The sequence below is a fragment of the Paraburkholderia fungorum genome (genome assembly GCF_902833645.1).
Lineage (GTDB): Bacteria > Pseudomonadota > Gammaproteobacteria > Burkholderiales > Burkholderiaceae > Paraburkholderia > Paraburkholderia fungorum.
The window spans coordinates 949,131-965,574 of record NZ_CADFGE010000002.1 but is presented as its reverse complement, the minus strand read 5'-3'; the positions used below and the strand labels follow the sequence as shown (position 1 = coordinate 965,574).

At 63.1% G+C, this 16,444-nt stretch carries 15 protein-coding genes; 13 read left to right on the top strand and 2 right to left on the bottom strand.

The features are described from left to right. Positions 1–53 precede the first annotated feature (53 nt). Positions 54–983, bottom strand: coding sequence for a LysR family transcriptional regulator (locus HWX91_RS11030; RefSeq protein ID WP_028200518.1), 930 nt, complete (start codon positions 981–983; stop codon positions 54–56). A 1,370-nt stretch (positions 984–2,353) separates the two neighbouring features. Between HWX91_RS11030 and HWX91_RS11025 the strand changes: the two genes are divergently transcribed. The 5 genes from HWX91_RS11025 to pcaC all read left to right on the top strand — a co-directional run bounded on the left by HWX91_RS11025 (position 2,354) and on the right by pcaC (position 6,712). Next, positions 2,354–3,058, top strand: coding sequence for a 3-oxoacid CoA-transferase subunit A (locus tag HWX91_RS11025; RefSeq protein ID WP_028200517.1), 705 nt, complete (start codon positions 2,354–2,356; stop codon positions 3,056–3,058). A 10-nt stretch (positions 3,059–3,068) separates the two neighbouring features. Continuing rightward, positions 3,069–3,728, top strand: coding sequence for a 3-oxoacid CoA-transferase subunit B (locus tag HWX91_RS11020; protein ID WP_028200516.1), 660 nt, complete (start codon positions 3,069–3,071; stop codon positions 3,726–3,728). Positions 3,729–4,143: 415 nt separating this feature from the next. Next, complete coding sequence (locus HWX91_RS11015; RefSeq protein WP_028200515.1) at positions 4,144–5,523, top strand: 3-carboxy-cis,cis-muconate cycloisomerase; 1,380 nt, start codon at positions 4,144–4,146, stop codon at positions 5,521–5,523. A 5-nt stretch (positions 5,524–5,528) separates the two neighbouring features. Next, a complete protein-coding gene (gene pcaD, locus HWX91_RS11010) occupies positions 5,529–6,320 on the top strand; it encodes a 3-oxoadipate enol-lactonase (RefSeq protein ID WP_028200514.1) in 792 nt (263 codons plus the stop codon). Beyond that, positions 6,317–6,712 (top strand): 4-carboxymuconolactone decarboxylase, encoded by a 396-nt coding sequence (gene pcaC, locus HWX91_RS11005; protein WP_028200513.1) that lies wholly within the window; start codon positions 6,317–6,319, stop codon positions 6,710–6,712. Before pcaD ends, pcaC begins: the two co-directional genes overlap by 4 nt. A gap of 35 nt (positions 6,713–6,747) precedes the next feature. Here the strand turns inward: pcaC and HWX91_RS11000 are convergent, their stop codons facing one another. After that, a complete protein-coding gene (locus tag HWX91_RS11000; protein WP_042277420.1) occupies positions 6,748–7,449 on the bottom strand; it encodes a TetR family transcriptional regulator in 702 nt (233 codons plus the stop codon). Between the two features lie 393 nt (positions 7,450–7,842). On the opposite strand from HWX91_RS11000, the gene HWX91_RS10995 reads away from it, so the two are divergent. The 8 genes from HWX91_RS10995 (at position 7,843) to HWX91_RS10960 (ending at position 16,414) form a co-directional block, all read left to right on the top strand. Beyond that, positions 7,843–9,450, top strand: a complete 1,608-nt coding sequence (locus HWX91_RS10995; protein ID WP_028200512.1) for a hypothetical protein — start codon at positions 7,843–7,845, stop codon at positions 9,448–9,450. Positions 9,451–9,488: 38 nt separating this feature from the next. Then, complete coding sequence (locus tag HWX91_RS10990; RefSeq protein ID WP_042277425.1) at positions 9,489–10,439, top strand: UPF0280 family protein; 951 nt, start codon at positions 9,489–9,491, stop codon at positions 10,437–10,439. 14 nt (positions 10,440–10,453) lie between these two features. Further along, complete coding sequence (locus tag HWX91_RS10985) at positions 10,454–11,044, top strand: amino acid synthesis family protein (protein WP_028200511.1); 591 nt, start codon at positions 10,454–10,456, stop codon at positions 11,042–11,044. Between the two features lie 34 nt (positions 11,045–11,078). Next, positions 11,079–11,663 carry an amino acid synthesis family protein gene (locus HWX91_RS10980; protein ID WP_028200510.1) on the top strand — a complete coding sequence of 195 codons (585 nt, stop codon included), beginning with the start codon at positions 11,079–11,081 and terminating at the stop codon, positions 11,661–11,663. Between the two features lie 18 nt (positions 11,664–11,681). Further along, on the top strand, positions 11,682–13,622 hold the full coding sequence (locus HWX91_RS10975; RefSeq protein WP_028200509.1) for an ABC transporter permease: 1,941 nt from the start codon (positions 11,682–11,684) through the stop codon (positions 13,620–13,622). Next, positions 13,619–14,428, top strand: coding sequence for an ABC transporter ATP-binding protein (locus tag HWX91_RS10970; protein ID WP_028200508.1), 810 nt, complete (start codon positions 13,619–13,621; stop codon positions 14,426–14,428). The genes HWX91_RS10975 and HWX91_RS10970 overlap by 4 nt, the downstream gene beginning before the upstream one ends. Then, positions 14,425–15,138 carry an ABC transporter ATP-binding protein gene (locus HWX91_RS10965; RefSeq protein WP_028200507.1) on the top strand — a complete coding sequence of 238 codons (714 nt, stop codon included), beginning with the start codon at positions 14,425–14,427 and terminating at the stop codon, positions 15,136–15,138. The genes HWX91_RS10970 and HWX91_RS10965 overlap by 4 nt, the downstream gene beginning before the upstream one ends. 76 nt (positions 15,139–15,214) lie before the next feature. Next, positions 15,215–16,414, top strand: coding sequence for an amidohydrolase family protein (locus tag HWX91_RS10960; RefSeq protein WP_028200506.1), 1,200 nt, complete (start codon positions 15,215–15,217; stop codon positions 16,412–16,414). Positions 16,415–16,444 lie beyond the last annotated feature (30 nt).

Below are 16,444 nucleotides of genomic sequence, written 5' to 3'. Positions count from 1 at the left end.
CCATGTTTTGCGCCGTATCGTGTCGATGCCCCTTTCGCTGACGGGGCGTGAACTTACTTTGGCCACTCGTCCATAGCGTCGTTGAAGAGTTCGGCGACGATGCCGCGCAGCCAGCTCGCGCGCGGGTCGTTATGAAACTTGCGATGCCAGTGTTGCCGCAGATCGAAGCGCGGCAACGGCAGTGGCGGCTCGACCAGCGTGATCGACGCATGCTCCGACACGTACGCGAAGCCGATGGCGTGCGGCACGGTGGCGAGCAGATCGGTGCGCGCGAGGATGAACGGCAGACTCATGAAGTGAGGCGTTTCGAGCACTGCGCGGCGCTTGATGCGTTTCTTTTCCAGGTAGTGTTCGAGGACTTCCTGGCTGCGTCCTTCGGCGCGCACCACGGCGTGGCCCGACGCCACGTACTGAGGCAGCGTGAGCGGCGCCTTCGAAAGCGGGTGCCCTGTGCGCATCAGGCAGATGAACCGGTGGGTGAAAAGCCGTTGCTGGAAGAAGTTGTTGCCTGACAGGTCGGGGAAATAGCCTACGGCGAGGTCGACGTCACCCGATTCGAGCCCGCGTTCCACGTGCGAGGGCGGCAGCGACACGGAGCGCAGATTCGCTTGCGGCGCGCGTTCGGCGAAGAGTTGCAGCAGCCGCGGCAGGAAGACGATTTCGCCGACGTCGGAGAGCGCGATGGAGAACGTATGGGTGCTGGTGGCGGGATCGAAGTCTTGTACGTCGAGCATGCCTTTTTCGATCCGCAGCAGCGCGTCGCGAGCGGCGGGGAGGATGGCGAGTGCGCGCGGCGTGGGTTCCATGCCTTTTGACGTTCGCACGAAGAGCGGGTCGTCGAAGTATTCTCGCAGGCGGCCTAGCGCGGTGCTTACGCGGGGTTGGCTGACACCGAGCTGGTCCGCTGCGCGGCTTACGTTGCGGGTGTCTTCCATTGCTACGAGGTAGGGGATCAGGTTTAGATCCAGGGTTGTGTCGGGCATTGGGGGGTTTTGCCTGCGGCGGGTGTTTTGGGGTATTTCCTCGGTGGATAAAGGGTAGCTTAATAATCTGGATTCTGGATAGAGGGTGGGGCCTGCTTGGTGAGTTTGTTGTTGATCTGGGTTTTTGGGCGTTGCCCCGCTGGGTTCGTGGTCTGTTCTGCTGTTGGTCTTTTGGCCTTTCCTTGTTTTGTTGGTGGTCTATTAGTGTTGCCCCTGTGCGGGGCGGCACTTACTTTCTTTGCCGCCGCAAAGAAAGATAAGCAAAGAAAGCGGCTTCACCCCGCAAGCTCATAAGCGGGTCCCCCGCGCAGCCACGGTAGTGGTGCATCTGGAATCTGTCGCCTCGCACACTCCGCCTCAGTGACAAGGCAGTCATACCTCCGGCGGCGCTGCGCGCGCCGATACCCTGTTCATAAAACCGCCCTCCGGATTTTCGCTTCCGCGGTTTGCTCCGTTCCCTGACTCGTCGTTGCGTCGCTGCCACCGGGTTGCGGTTTCATTCTCCCAGTTGTCCCGTTCCCTGATTCGCTGTTGCCTCGCTGCGCCCTCGATGCCGTTTCGCTCCCGCGTTTGCCCCCGCGCCCTGAATCACCGCTGCTTCTGCTGTAAGCACAACCGCGGCAGCGGTCGCGATTGCACCGCGAATGCGACGCACGACATTTCCTTTGCAGTGGGTTCACCAATCAGAGCGGGAGCGCCGCGCCGAGGCGAAGCCGAAGGCTCCCGCTGCACCGAGCGAAGCCGCTGGTTTCCCAGGCAGACCCGTCCGCGACGCACGCAGTGCGGAGTGGGAGCTGATGAGCGCCTTGTCGCTGACGCTGAGTGCGCGGGAACACAGATTCCAGATGCACCACTACCGCGGCTGTGCGGGGGACCCGCTTAAGAATTAGCGGTTTGAGCCGCTTTCTTTTGCCTACTTTTCTTTGCGGCAGGCAAAGAAAAGTAGGTGCCGCCCCGCACAGGGGCAACGCTAATAGACCACTAACAAAGCAAGGAAAGGCCAAAAGACCAACACCAGAACAGACCACGACGACAGCAAGGCAACGCCCAAAAATCCATGGCACCGCCCAAACTCCAGCTCAACAACAAAACCGCCGAGCAGGCCCACCCCCACCTCCTATGATTAAGGGCAATCCCCAACCTTGACAACTCGCCCAAACGGCGACCATAATCGCCTCAACGTTCGCTAATCGAATCCAAGTTCGTATATAGAACAAATCGACAACGAACAAACCAAAGGCGCCAGCCCGCATCCTTACCCGGCGAGCAGCCGCCAGCACAGGCCCGGAGACCGTCCTGCCCAAGCCCTTGCCTGCCAAGGCAAAAAGCAAACGCCCAGCGGCCCGCAGCGCCCCCAAAGGAACTTCGACATGATCAACAAGATTTTCGAGTCACTTCAGTCGGCGGTAGCCGATGTCCACGACGGCGCGACCGTCATGATCGGCGGCTTCGGCACGGCCGGCATGCCGTCCGAACTGATCGACGCACTCATCGAACAGGGCGCGCGCGAACTCACCATCGTCAACAACAACGCCGGTAATGGCGATATCGGCCTCGCGGCGCTGCTCAAAGCCAAACGCGTGCGCAAGATCATCTGCTCGTTCCCGCGTCAAACCGACTCGTATGTGTTCGACGCGCTCTACCGCGCCGGTGAAATCGAACTCGAACTGGTGCCGCAAGGCAACCTCGCGGAACGCATTCGCGCAGCAGGCGCGGGGATCGGCGGGTTCTTCACGCCCACCGGCTACGGCACCAAGCTCGCGGAAGGCAAGGAAACCCGTCTGATCGACGGCAAGCATTACGTGCTGGAGTCGCCGCTACATGCGGACTTTGCGCTGATAAAAGCGTTCAAGGGCGACCGCTGGGGCAATCTGGTCTATCGCAAGACCGCCCGAAACTTCGGTCCGATCATGGCGAGCGCGGCGAAAACGGCCATCGTGCAGGTGTCGAAAGTGGTGCCGCTCGGTGAACTCGATCCGGAAAACATCATCACGCCGGGCATTTTCGTGCAACGCGTGATCGAAGTGCCGCAAGCGGTGCATCAAGCCGAACTTGCATCCGCGACCGCCGCCTGAGGAGAACGACATGAAAAAACTGACCCGCGATGAAATGGCCAAGCGCGTTGCCCAGGATATTCCTGAAGGCGCTTACGTCAACCTCGGCATCGGCGTGCCCACGCTGGTGGCCAATCATCTCGACGCCGGCAAGGAAATCTTCCTGCACAGCGAAAACGGCCTGCTCGGCATGGGCCCGGCGCCCGCAAAGGGCGAGGAAGACGACGAACTGATCAACGCCGGCAAGCAGCACGTCACGCTGCTCACGGGCGGCGCCTTTTTCCATCACGCGGATTCGTTCGCGATGATGCGCGGCGGCCATCTGGATTTCTGCGTGCTCGGCGCGTTCCAGGTGTCGGCGAAGGGCGACCTGGCGAACTGGCATACCGGTGCGCCCGATGCGATCCCGGCAGTCGGCGGCGCGATGGATCTGGCCATCGGCGCGAAACAGGTCTACGTGATGATGGAACACCTGACCAAGCAGGGCGAAAGCAAAATCGCGGCGGAGTGTTCGTATCCGGTCACAGGCGTGAATTGCGTCGACCGCATCTATACGGACCTGGCAATGATCGACGTCACCGATCAGGGGCTTGTGGTGCGCGAGATATTCTCGGACATCGACTTCGATGCGCTGCACAAACTGACGGGCGTACCGCTGATCGACGGCACGCAAGCGGCTCGCGCGGCCTGAGCATCGCGGCACAGGGCAGGCCTGCGGATAACTGCACGCCTTGCGCCGCTAAACCGCCAAGCGGCAAAGCGGCAAAGCGGCGAAGCTGCCGAGCCGCTAGCGCAGCGAAACGCGCACGTCGCGTCCCGCGTCCCGCCACCGTCGCGGATCAGAGTGCGCGTGAGGCGCGCTTACAGCACCTCACGTCGCTCGGGTAATGTCACGGCGCATCGCACATAGCGAGCCCGTACGCCCTGTACGACAGACGCGGCAGCGACGCACATCCACCGCGCCGTCGCGGCGAAGTGCGGGGCACGATGCGCCGCAACGCCGTGTGCGGTACGCTCTCGTTAGATAGCGTGCAGGGATGCGCTTCGCGGCGTGCCCATGCAGCTTCGGCGAAACTCTTACTTTCGACTCCCTCATCGACGCCATCATGCTCGACTCCAGCGCCCGTCTGACCGGCCTTCTTTGCGGCACCCAGCCGATGAACGATATCTGGTCGCCGCGTGCCACGCTGCAACGGATGCTCGATGTCGAAGCCGCGCTCGCGCGCGCCACGGCCGCGCATAACGTGATTCCCTACCGCGCCGTAGCCGCGATCGAGGGCGCCTGCCATGCGGATCAACTCGACGCCAACGCGCTTGCGCGCGACGCGGCGCTCGGCGGCAATCTCGCGATTCCCCTCGTCAAACAACTTACCGCGCGCGTCAAAGCGGCGGACGCGGAGGCATCGAAGTACGTCCATTGGGGCGCGACGAGCCAGGACATCATCGACACGGCGACCGTGCTGCAATTGCGCGACACCTTCGATCTGCTCGACAGCGGCCTGCAAACCACGTGCGACGCGCTGGCGAAACTCGCGGCCACCCACCGCGCGACGCCGATGATCGGCCGCACCTGGCTGCAGCAGGCGCTGCCGATCACGCTCGGTCTGAAATTCGCGCAGTGGCTCGATGCACTGCTGCGTCATCACGAGCGGCTCGATGCGTTGCGCGCGCGCGTGCTGGTGCTGCAATTCGGCGGCGCGGCCGGCACGCTGGCGAGCCTGCGCGACGCGGCGCCACAAGTCACGCAATCGCTGGCGCAGGAGCTCAAGCTGGCTGTGCCCACCTTGCCGTGGCACACGCAGCGCGATCGCATCGCCGAAACCGCATCGCTGTTCGGCATGCTGATCGGCACGCTCGGCAAAATCGCGCGCGATATCTCCTTGCAGATGCAAACCGAGATCGACGAACTGGGTGAACCTGCCGCGGCCGGCAAGGGCGGTTCGTCGACCATGCCGCACAAACGCAATCCGGTTGGCTGCGCCGCTGTGCTGACGGCCGCGACGCGCGCGCCGGGGCTGGTGGCCACGGTGTTCGCCGGCATGGTGCAGGAGCACGAGCGCGCGCTCGGCGGCTGGCAAGCCGAATGGGACGCGCTGCCGGATCTCGCGCGCCTCGCGGGCGGCGCGCTCGCCAACATCGCACAGATCGCGGCGGGGCTCAACGTGAATGTGCCGCGTCTGGCCGCCAATCTCGACGTCACGCACGGTTTGATCCTCGGCGAAGCGGTGATGCTCGCGCTCGGCGACAGCATCGGCCGGCTGGATGCGCATCATCTGGTCGAGCGCGCATCGAAAGCGGCCATCGCCGAACACAAGGCACTCTTCGACGTGCTCGCGGCGGACGCCGCCGTGACCGAACATCTTTCGATCGAGCGCCTGAAGCAACTGCTCGATCCCGCTCAATATGTCGGCCAGGCGCACGCTTATGTGGACGCCGCGCTGGCACTTCATCACGCGCGCGCCAAACGCGCCCTTTCCAAGGAGTAACCGGCATGCCCTACGCCGCAGTCAACGGTACCGAGCTTCACTATCGAATCGACGGGGACCGTCACGGCCACGCGCCGTGGATCGTGTTGTCAAATTCGCTCGGCAGCGATCTGTCGATGTGGACGCCGCAGGTCGCGGCGCTGTCCAAACACTTTCGCGTGCTGCGCTACGACACGCGTGGCCATGGTCACTCGGAAGCGCCCAAAGGTCCCTACACGATCGACCAGCTGACCGGCGATGTGCTCGGTCTGATGGACTCGCTGAAGATCGCCCGCGCGAATTTCTGCGGTCTGTCGATGGGCGGCCTGACCGGCGTCGCACTGGCCGCTCGTCACGGGAATCGTCTCGAACGGGTCGTGCTGTGCAACACGGCGGCGCGCATCGGTTCGCCGGAGGTGTGGGTGCCGCGCGCCGCAAGGGCCCGCACCGAAGGCATGCTCGCACTGGCCGACGCGGTCTTGCCGCGCTGGTTCACCGCCGACTACATCGAACGCGAACCCGTGGTGCTTGCGATGATTCGCGACGTGTTCGTGCACACCGACAAGGAAGGCTACGCATCCAATTGCGACGCCATCGACGCCGCCGACTTGCGGCCCGAAGTCCCCGGCATCAAGGTGCCCGCGCTGGTGATCAGCGGCACGCACGATCTGGCCGCCACCCCGGCACAAGGCCGCGAGCTGGCACAAGCGCTCCCGGGCGCGCGTTATGTCGAACTGGACGCCGCACATATTTCCAACATCGAGAGAGCCGAGACCTTCACGAAGACCGTGCTCGACTTCCTGACGGAGCAGAAATGAACGACGAAGACCGCTACGAAGCCGGACTCGGCGTGCGCCGCGCGGTGCTGGGCAGCGCGCACGTCGACCGGTCGCTTGCGAATCGCACGGAGTTGACCGACGAGTTCCAGAATCTGATTACCCGCTATGCGTGGGGCGAAATCTGGACGCGTGAAGGTTTGCCGCGTCACACGCGCAGTTTGCTGACCATCGCGATGATGGTCGCGCTCAATCGCAGCGAAGAACTCGCATTGCATCTGCGCGCCGCAAAAAATAACGGCGTGACGCGCGAGCAGATCAAGGAAGTACTGCTGCAAACCGCGATCTATTGCGGCGTGCCGGCGGCCAACTCGGCGTTTCACCTCGCCGATAAACTGTTCCGCGAAGACGACGCTGCAGCGGCAAAGCCTTAACAAAGTCCTGAAGCGCGCGTCACATAATGCGCGCTTCAGGCAATCCTGCTGGTATTCATCACGGCGATGTCGGCCGGCACCTGCAAGCGCACCGCGCGCAACACCGTATCCTTGATGACCTCGCGCCAATGCGCGAGTGCGGCCTTGTCCATCAGCGGCTCGCCGAGAAACGCACCCAGCGTGTACTGATTGGCGTTATAGAAATAACCGAGCGACGCGATCATCAGGTACACGTCACGCGCTTTGACGTCGGCACGAAAGACGTTTTGCGCCTGGCCCGCATCGAGCAACTTCTGCACGACCGAAATGGCATAGCCGGAAATCTCCTTCAGCTTCGACGATTTCTTCGCGTGCTTGCCCTGGTGCAGATTCTCGCTCGACAGCAGCGTGACGAACTCGGGATGATCGAGGTAGTACTGCCAGACGAATTCGACCATCTGCTCGAGGCCATGCACAGGATCGCCCAGATCGAGATCGAGCCTGCTTTCGGCTTCATTGAACTGCGTGTAGATCGTCTCCAGCACTTCGATAAACAACTGTTCCTTGCTGCCGAAGTAGTAATAGATCATCCGGTCGTGCGAACGCGCGGCCTTCGAAATACTCTCGATTCGGCCGCTTGCAAAGCCTTGCTTGGCGAAGACCTTGATGGCCGCTTTAAGAATCTTGGCGCGGGTATCTTGCGCCTGCTTCGCTCGGATACCGATGGCGCCCGGCTTGCGGGCGGCAGTGGGACTCATGGCGGTCTCGGATCTCTTTGTTAGCGTCGGGTTGAACGGCCTGCGCCGCAGCCGCTAAGGCAAGCTCGGATGCGCTTGAGCGCGGCGCGTCCTCATCATACAGCCCATATTGCGCGTGACGAAATGGCCGGCACGATCAGCTGCTCGGCGTAGATCTGAAGCGCGATTCCTACGGCAATGCCGCGCCGCAGCATTCACATGCTCACCGGGAAACTCATTGCGCAGTCTATTTTGATCGAGTAGATTTCAAACAAGTTTGGTGTAGCGGATACTACACGAACGGTGAGTGACCGCAACATGGAAAAATGCGGATCACGCGAAAGTCCCTTTGAATAGGGGCGATTCGTCAGCCGGGCAGGACCGATTGTAATGTCGTCGTATGGGAACCCCACCATGACAGAACATACGAAGGTCGATTTCGGTGCGGAGCGCGTCGACGGCGAAACCGCCTCGACACCAGGCCCGACCGTGCTCGAGAAAGCGATGCCGCGCAGCGAGCGAATGGCGTCGAACAAGATTGAATGCAATGCCTGCCCGGTGTTGTGCCAGATATCGGAAGGCCGCACCGGCGCGTGCGATCGTTATGCGAATGCGGATGGGCGGCTGATTCGCGTCGACCCTGTCGTGTTTCTGTCGCGCGCCGCGCGTTCGCCCGAAGAGATCGCGAATAGCGTGGAGTCTACGGTCGAATTTGGTGCATCGTCCGAAGTGCACGATCCTGCCGCGGAACAGGCGCTGTTCGTCACCGGCATCGGCGCATCCTCCACGTACCCCGACTACAAGCCCGCGCCGTTCATTGTTGCCTCGAAGCTCGACGACGTCGACATGATCACCGTCGTCACCGAGGGCATTTTCAGCTATTGCAGTTTCAAGGTGAAGATCGATACCGACCGCTTTCTCGGGCCGGAGCAATCGAACGTGCGTTGCCACGGCGAGATCGTCGGGCATGTGACGACCGCCGAGTACGGCTCGCAGATGCTGAGCCTGGGTGGCGTTCATCATCTGACCGGCGGCAGCAAGAAAGAAGGCCGCGTCACCTGCGACATGATGCTTGCGCTCGGCAATAAGGAAGCGGTGGAGCTGACCATCGACGGCGGTGCGAGTCTCACGATTCGCGCGGGCGCGGCGCCGATTGTCGACGGCGTGGAGGAGCGGCGTATGCGGGTGGGCTGTGGGTCGGCCACCATTGGCATCTTCGCCAAGCAGTGGTTCGGCCACGTCGACGAAGTGGTGGTGGTCGACGATCACATCACCGGCGTGCTGACCGAACACCAGGCGGGCCGCTGCCTGGGCATGACGCGTTCAGGTCTGAAGATTCGCGGCCGCAAATCGACTCCCGGCCGCTATTTTCAGGTCGCGAACCCCGGCACTGGTTGGGGCGGCACCGACATTCAGGACCCGCTGGCGATTGTCGAAGGTTTCGATCCCGCCGTGGCAAAACCGGGTATGCGTTTGCTGATGGTGTCGACCACCGGCGAACACGCGCAATGGTATGAGCTCGATCAGGACCTCGTGCCGCGTATCGCGGCCATGCCGGAGGCCGTGCGTCGCACGGTCGAACGGATCGGCGAGAACTGTGAACCTTCGCTTGCGACGGTGCTGTTTCTTGGCGGCGCAGGCGGCAGCCTGAGAGCGGGCGCGACAGAGAATCCGGTCCTGCTGACGCGCGCGATCAAACAGAAGCTCGTCAACGTCACCTGTGGCGGCGCGCCCGCCTATGTGTGGCCGGGTGGCGGCATCACCGTGATGGTGGATGTTTCGCGTATGCCCGATCGATCGTTCGGCACCGTGCCGACGCCCGCGATCGTCGCACCGATCGAATTCACCATGACGTACGACGCGTATCGCGATCTTGGCGGCCATCTCGACGCGGTGCGCTCGCTGGCAAGCGTGCTCGCGAATGGGCCGGACCATACGGAGGGGGCGCCGCTTGCCCGCAGAACATTGGCGCGTCATCCGGACAATCCGTGGCCGCCCGCTATGCCGCCGATGCCGGGCTGACCGCGAACATGAACGGCATGACGAATCCGATGAACACAATGAATGCAACGAGCGCAACCCGCACCCGGCTCGATGCGGCCCGCTGGCATTGGCAGCACGGGCCGATCGATCTGATCCTCAGTGCGGACGGCGAACCCTTGGCGGTGCAGGCCGCCTATGAGGTCTGCTGGGCACGCTTTGTCGACGTGTTGCCTGAACTGGTCTGCGAGTTGAGGCCGCTTCGGCAGCCTGTTCCAGGTCACGCAGCGCACAGCGACTGCGTGTTGAAAGGTCCCGTTGCGCGTCGCATGTGGAGCGCCTGCCATCCTCATCGCGCGCGTTACATTACGCCGATGGCGGCCGTTGCGGGCAGCGTCGCGGATGAATTGATCACGGCGTTCGCGCGTGAGGGTATAGCGCGCGCCTTCATCAACAACGGCGGCGATATCGCGCTCTACCTGACGGAAGGCCAACAGTATCGCGTGGGCGTGTTCGCCGATCTGGCGGCGTTCTCCGGCGCGAAATTGCCGGGCGCTCAAGCTTTGGACGCCAACCTGACGCTCGATGCCGCGACGCCGATTCGCGGCGTCGCGACCAGCGGCTGGCGTGGGCGCAGTTTTAGTCTGGGCATTGCCGACAGCGTTACCGTGCTGGCTCGCAACGCCGCCACTGCCGATGCCGCCGCGACGATACTCGCCAATGCCGTCAATCTGGATCATGCGGGTATCGTGCGTAGGCCGGCGTCGTCTTTGAAAGACGATAGCGATCTGGGCGACATGCTCGTGACCGTCGACGTGCCGTCCTTGCCGCAACCGTTGATCGACTTCGCGCTGGCGCGTGGTGTCGAGGCGGCGCGGCGCTTGCAGGAACAAGGTTTGATCGAAGGCGCCGCATTGTTCCTGCAAGGACGGGCGCGTGTGGCGGGATTGCACGACCAGGAAACGTTGGTCAGGAATCGCGCCGGGACGACCAGCCTGGGTCAGCAACGTGCAACAGGCAACCTGAAATAAGCAACGGAGGCTCCGTGTTCGAAATACGCCGCGTGCTGACGCACGTCGAAGACATTTTTCACGAGTTCGGCCCCGCACCCGCGCAGCCGTTGCGGCGCGGCGCGATTGCCGCGGTAATGACGAATCCGTTCGCCGGCCGCTACGAGGCCAGAATCGAGCACGCCATGGAAGCGCTCAAGCCAATCGGCTTCGACATGGCGCAACGGCTGCTGGCGGCGATGGCGGTGCCGCACGCATCGATCGAAAGCTACGGCAAAGGCGCAATCGTCGGCTCGCGGGGCGAACTCGAGCATGGCGCGCTGTGGCATGTGCCCGGCGGCTATGCGATGCGTGAACTGCTGGAGAAAAACGGCGTTCCGACTAACGCTATCGTGCCGTCCACCAAGAAAGTCGGTGCGCCTTCCACCGCGCTCGATGTGCCGCTCACACATGTCAACGCGAGCTACGTACGCAGCCATTTCGACGCGATCGAAGTGTGTGTGCCTGGCGCCCCCGCAGCGGACGAACTGGTGTATATCCTCGTGATGAGCACGGGCCAGCGCGTGCATGCGCGTGTCGGCGGCCTGGCGAAAGAGGCGATTGTGGGCAAGGACGGCTTGCGCTGAGCGGCGTAACACGCATCGAAACCGGGAGAGTGAAATGGCAATCAAGCTTCGCAAGCTGGTCGTGCAGGTCGATGAAACACGCATTGAAATGGGGCAGGCCGTCGAACCGCCGGCACGCCGTGCAGTCGCGATCGCGGTGATCGATAATCCCTACGCGGGGCGTTACGAGGCGAAACTGGACGCGCTGATCGAAGCCGGCGAGGAACTTGGCGCCTTGCTCGGCAACAAGTGTGTTGAAGCGCTCGGCATCAAACCGGGCGACGCGCAAAGCTACGGCAAGGCCGCGATCGTCGGCGAAGCGGGTGAACTCGAGCACGCGGCGGCGATCCTGCACCCCAAGCTTGGCGCCCCGCTGCGCGTCGCGGTTGAAAAAGGCGCGGCGCTGGTGCCGTCGGCGAAAAAAATGGGTACGCTCGGCACCGCGATCGACGTGCCGCTGGGCCATAAGGACGCCGCCTTCGTACGCAGCCATTTCGACGCGATCGAGGCACGCGTGTCGGATGCGCCGCGCGCGAATGAAATCGTCGTGGCCGTCGCGGTGACTGCCTCGGGCCGGCCGCTGCCGCGCATCGGCGGCTTGCAGGTGAGTGAGATCAAGGGCGAAGACGGTTTGCGCTGAGCTATTTCAAGGGTCGCGATGCTTTCGAATTTGCTGGTACAGATGGTCAACGGGCTCGCCGATGCGTCGACGCTGTTTCTCGTCGCCGCCGGTTTGTCGCTGATCTTCGGCGTGACGCGCATCGTCAACTTCGCGCACGGCTCGTTCTATATGTTCGGCATTTACGTCGCGTATAGCATCGCGAGCCGTTTCGGCCATACCACGGGCGGCTTCTGGCTGTCGGTGCTGGCTGCCGCGCTGGTGGTGGCGGTGCTCGGCGCGCTGGTCGAAATGATCGTGCTGCGGCGCATCTACCAGGCGCCCGAGTTGTTTCACCTGCTGGCGACCTTCGCGCTGGTGCTGATCTTTCGCGACGCCGCGTTGTGGCTATGGGGCCCGGAAGACCTGTTTGGACCGCGTGCGCCGCATCTGGCCGGCGCGGTCGAGTTTCTCGGCCATCCGCTGCCGACCTACGATATTGCGCTGATCGTGATCGGACCCGTGGTGTTGCTGCTGCTCTGGTATGCGTTGACGCGCACCCGTTGGGGCACGCTCGTGCGCGCCGCGACCCAGGATCGCGAAATGCTCGGCGCGCTCGGCATCAATCAGGCATGGTTGTTTACCGGCGTGTTTTTTGTCGGCGCGTTTCTCGCCGGCCTGGGCGGTGCGCTGCAAGGGCCGCGGATGTCGGCGAATCTGTCGCTCGATCTGGAGACCATCGGCAATGCGTTTGTCGTCGTCGTGGTCGGCGGCATGGGGTCGATTCCGGGCGCGTTTATCGCGGCGTTGCTGATCGCCGAGATCAAGGCGCTCTGCATCGGCATCGGCCATGTATCGGTGTTCGGTATCGATCTGTCGTTGAGCCGTTTTACGCTGGTTGCGGAATTCGTCGTGATGGCGGTGGTGCTGGTGGTGCGGCCTTGGGGCTTACTCGGGAAGGCGAGCGCGGCGGTGCGTGGCATGGCGGCGCCCGAAGCGCCCCTGAGGCCCGCCGGCAAGCGTCTGAAGTGGCTGGCGGCCATCGCCTTGCTGGTGCTGGTGCTCGCACCGCTTGCGGCCAACGCGTTTCCCTATATGCCTGTGCTGCTGGTTGAAATCCTGATCGCCGTGCTGTTCGCCACGAGTCTGCATTTCATCATGGGTCCCGGCGGCATGCATTCGTTTGGCCACGCCGCGTATTTCGGCCTGGGTGCGTATGGCGCCGCGCTGTTTCTCAAGGTTCTGAATCTGCCGATGGAAGCCGCGTTGCTGCTCGGCCCCTTGCTCGCCGTTGCGGGCGCGCTGGTATTCGGCTGGTTTTGCGTGCGGCTCTCCGGCGTGTACCTCGCGATGCTGACGCTCGCGTTCGCGCAGATCGTCTGGTCCGTGGTGTTCCAATGGGACGACGTAACGGGCGGCAGCAACGGCATTCTCGGCCTGTGGCCGTCGAACTGGTTGTCGTCGCCGGTCGCTTTTTATTATCTGACGCTCGCCTGCGCCGTGGTGGGGGTGTGGCTGCTGCGCAAGATGCTGTTCTCGCCGCTCGGCTACGCGATGCGGGCGTCGCGCGATTCGGTGTTGCGCGCCGAAGCCATCGGCATCGACGTGAAACGTGTGCAGTGGGCGGCGTTCGTTGTCGCGTCGCTGTTTTGCGGGCTTGCCGGATCGTTGTATGCCTTTTCCAAAGGGACGATTTCGCCCGAGGTGATCAGCGTGAGCCGCTCCGTGGATGGCCTCGTGATGGTGCTGCTCGGCGGCTTGCAGACCTTGACCGGTCCCATCGTCGGCGCGGCGGTGTTCACCTGGCTACAGGACACCGTCGCGCGGCAGACCGACTATTGGCAGGCGTTGCTGGGTTTCGCGATCCTGTTGCTGGTGATCGCGTTTCCGCAGGGGATCGTCGGGTTCATTCGCGAGCGGTTTGGCGACGATACGGTGGATAAGGCGGAAGAGCGGGCTCCGGCGGCGTCACAAGGAACGGCGATCAAGGAGGGGCTATGAGCCTGCTGCGCGTATCCGGCCTCTCCAAGTCGTTCGGCGGCCTGAAAGCGGTCGACGACGTGTCCTTCGATCTTGAAGCCGGCCAGTTGCTCGCGCTGCTGGGACCAAATGGCGCGGGCAAGTCGACCTGCTTCAACATGGTCAACGGGCAACTGCAACCGTCGTCCGGTTCGATTCGTCTTGAAGATCGCGAACTGGTCGGCATGCGGCCACGCGATATCTGGCGGTTGGGCGTCGGCCGCACGTTTCAGATTGCCGCGACCTTCAATTCGATGACCGTGCTCGAAAACGTGCAGATGGCCCTCGTCTCGCGCGAACGCAAAACTTTCGGCCTGTGGAAACCCGCGCGCTCGCGCTACGCCGACGAAGCCATGACGCTGCTCGAACAGGTCGGCATGGGCGCCGACGCGAACCGCGCCTGCGGTGTGCTCGCTTATGGCGATGTCAAACGTGTTGAACTGGCGATCGCGCTGGCGAATCGGCCGAAGTTGTTGCTGATGGACGAGCCCACCGCCGGCATGGCGCCCAGGGAGCGCAACGAACTGATGGCGCTGACGAGGCGTCTTGTCACGGAGTACAAGATCGGCGTGCTCTTTACCGAACACAGCATGGACGTTGTATTCGCTTACGCCGATCGCATGATCGTGCTCGCGCGCGGCAAGCTGATTGCCGAGGGCGACGGCGAAACGATCCGCAACGACGCACGCGTTCAGGAAGTCTATTTCGGCACCGGCAAGACCTTCCAGCCACGCGCGCCGTTGCATGAAGCGGCAGGCGGCCATCCGGGACAAGGAGCGCTGCAATGAGCGAGCCGATGCTGAAGGTCTCCGGCCTCAATGCGTTCTACGGTCGTGCGCATATTCTGTTCGACGTCGGTCTCGAAGTGGGCCGTGGCGAAGTGGTCGCGCTGATGGGCCGCAACGGCGCCGGCAAATCGACCACGATGAAAGCGGTGATGGGACTATTGCCGCGCCGCCAGGGCGAAGTGCGTTTTCGCGGACAGAACATCACGGCGTTGCCGCCTTACCGGATCGCTCGAATGGGCATGGGATTCGTGCCGGAAGACCGGCGCGTGTTCGCCGATCTGACGGTGATGGAAAATCTCGATACGGGCCGTCAACCGCCGCGCGAAGGCGCGCCGCAATGGACGCCGGAAAAACTGTTCCGCCTGTTCCCCAATCTGGGCGAAATGCCCAGACGCCCCGGCGGCCAGATGAGCGGCGGCGAGCAGCAGATGCTGACCGTCTCGCGCACGCTGATGGGCAACCCGTACCTTGTGCTGCTCGACGAACCGTCCGAGGGTGTTGCTCCCGTGATCGTCGAGCAGATGGCAAACATGATTCTCGAACTCAAGCGCGAAGGGCTATCGATTCTGTTGTCCGAACAGAATCTGCACTTCGCCGAGCTGGTCAGCGACCGCGCGTACGTCCTCGAAAAAGGGCAGATTCGCTTTAGCGGCACGATCGGCGAACTCGCAAAGAATGAAACAGTGAGGCGCGCTTATCTGAGCGTGTGATTCCATCGGCGCAAGGCGGCGTGCAGAGGGTATGCGCGCATGCGGCGCGGGGCAGTCGTTGCGAAAGGAGAGGCAGATGGCAGCAGAGACGTTGACAGGCTTGTCGGGCAAGGTCGCCGTAACGAACATCGGTCTGCTGTTATCCGGCGACATCGACAAACCGATTCTCGATGCGAACACGCTGGTGATCGACGACGGCGTGATCGTCGCGATCGGCCGGGAGAAAGACTGTGACCTCGAGGGCGCGCGAACCACGGTCGACTGCAAAGGCACCGCGGTCGCGCCGGGCCTGATCGACTCCCACGTGCATCCGGTGTTCGGCGACTGGACGCCGCGGCAGAATCAGATGGGCTGGATCGAGTCGAATCTGAACGGTGGCGTGACGACCATGATCTCCGCCGGCGAAGTGCACTTGCCTGGGCGTCCGAAAGACGTACTCGGCGTCAAGGCGCTCGCGATTACCGCGCAGCGTTCGTTCGAAGGGATGCGCGGCGCGGGTGTCGGTGGCGGCGTGAAGGTCATGGCGGGCGCGCCAGTGATCGAGAAGGGCATGGTCGAAGAGGACTTCAAGGAGCTTTCGGAAGCGGGCGTGAAGCTGCTCGGTGAGGTCGGTCTGGGCAGTGTGAAGGGCGGCGAGGAAGCCGCACAGATGGTGGCGTGGGCCCGCAAGTACGGCATTCAAAGCACGATTCACACGGGTGGCCCGTCGATTCCCGGCTCGGGCCTGATCGATCGGGACGTGGTGCTCGCTGCCGACGCGGACGTGATCGGCCACATCAACGGCGGCCATACCTCGCTGTCCTATCGGCACGTATGCGATCTGTGCGAGCAATCGAGCCGCGCGCTGGAGATCGTTCACAACGGTAATGAACGGATCGCCCTGCTCACCGCGCGCCATGCGATCGAATTGAAGTGTCCGCACCGGATTATTCTCGGCACGGATAGCCCGGCGGGTTCCGGCGTGCAACCGCTCGGCATTCTGCGGATGATCGCGCTGATCTCGAGTCTCGCGGATGTCCCGGCTGAAATCGCTTTCTGTTTTGCGACCGGCAACACCGCGCGGCAACGCAATCTGCGTCAGGGATTGATCGAAGTGGGGCGTCCCGCCGATCTGGTCTTCATGGATCGCGCACAGCACACGGCGGCCGATACGCTGCTGGAAAGCGTGCAACTGGGCGATATTCCCGGCGTCGGCATGGTGATGATCGACGGGCTGATCCGCTGCAGGCGCAGCCGCAATACGCCACCGGCGACCGAAGTGCCGGTGGTGCTTTGAGCGCCTTCCGCACGGCGTGGCCGGTACTCC

Bases quoted from the DNA above. Each gene is read 5' to 3' on its own strand.
- HWX91_RS11030 (WP_028200518.1), bottom strand. From the start codon at position 983: ATGCCCGACACAACCCTGGATCTAAACCTGATCCCCTACCTCGTAGCA.
- HWX91_RS11025 (WP_028200517.1), top strand. From the start codon at position 2,354: ATGATCAACAAGATTTTCGAGTCACTTCAGTCGGCGGTAGCCGATGTC.
- HWX91_RS11020 (WP_028200516.1), top strand. From the start codon at position 3,069: ATGAAAAAACTGACCCGCGATGAAATGGCCAAGCGCGTTGCCCAGGAT.
- HWX91_RS11015 (WP_028200515.1), top strand. From the start codon at position 4,144: ATGCTCGACTCCAGCGCCCGTCTGACCGGCCTTCTTTGCGGCACCCAG.
- pcaD (WP_028200514.1), top strand. From the start codon at position 5,529: ATGCCCTACGCCGCAGTCAACGGTACCGAGCTTCACTATCGAATCGAC.
- pcaC (WP_028200513.1), top strand. From the start codon at position 6,317: ATGAACGACGAAGACCGCTACGAAGCCGGACTCGGCGTGCGCCGCGCG.
- HWX91_RS11000 (WP_042277420.1), bottom strand. From the start codon at position 7,449: ATGAGTCCCACTGCCGCCCGCAAGCCGGGCGCCATCGGTATCCGAGCG.
- HWX91_RS10995 (WP_028200512.1), top strand. From the start codon at position 7,843: ATGACAGAACATACGAAGGTCGATTTCGGTGCGGAGCGCGTCGACGGC.
- HWX91_RS10990 (WP_042277425.1), top strand. From the start codon at position 9,489: ATGAATGCAACGAGCGCAACCCGCACCCGGCTCGATGCGGCCCGCTGG.
- HWX91_RS10980 (WP_028200510.1), top strand. From the start codon at position 11,079: ATGGCAATCAAGCTTCGCAAGCTGGTCGTGCAGGTCGATGAAACACGC.
- HWX91_RS10975 (WP_028200509.1), top strand. From the start codon at position 11,682: ATGCTTTCGAATTTGCTGGTACAGATGGTCAACGGGCTCGCCGATGCG.
- HWX91_RS10970 (WP_028200508.1), top strand. From the start codon at position 13,619: ATGAGCCTGCTGCGCGTATCCGGCCTCTCCAAGTCGTTCGGCGGCCTG.
- HWX91_RS10965 (WP_028200507.1), top strand. From the start codon at position 14,425: ATGAGCGAGCCGATGCTGAAGGTCTCCGGCCTCAATGCGTTCTACGGT.
- HWX91_RS10960 (WP_028200506.1), top strand. From the start codon at position 15,215: ATGGCAGCAGAGACGTTGACAGGCTTGTCGGGCAAGGTCGCCGTAACG.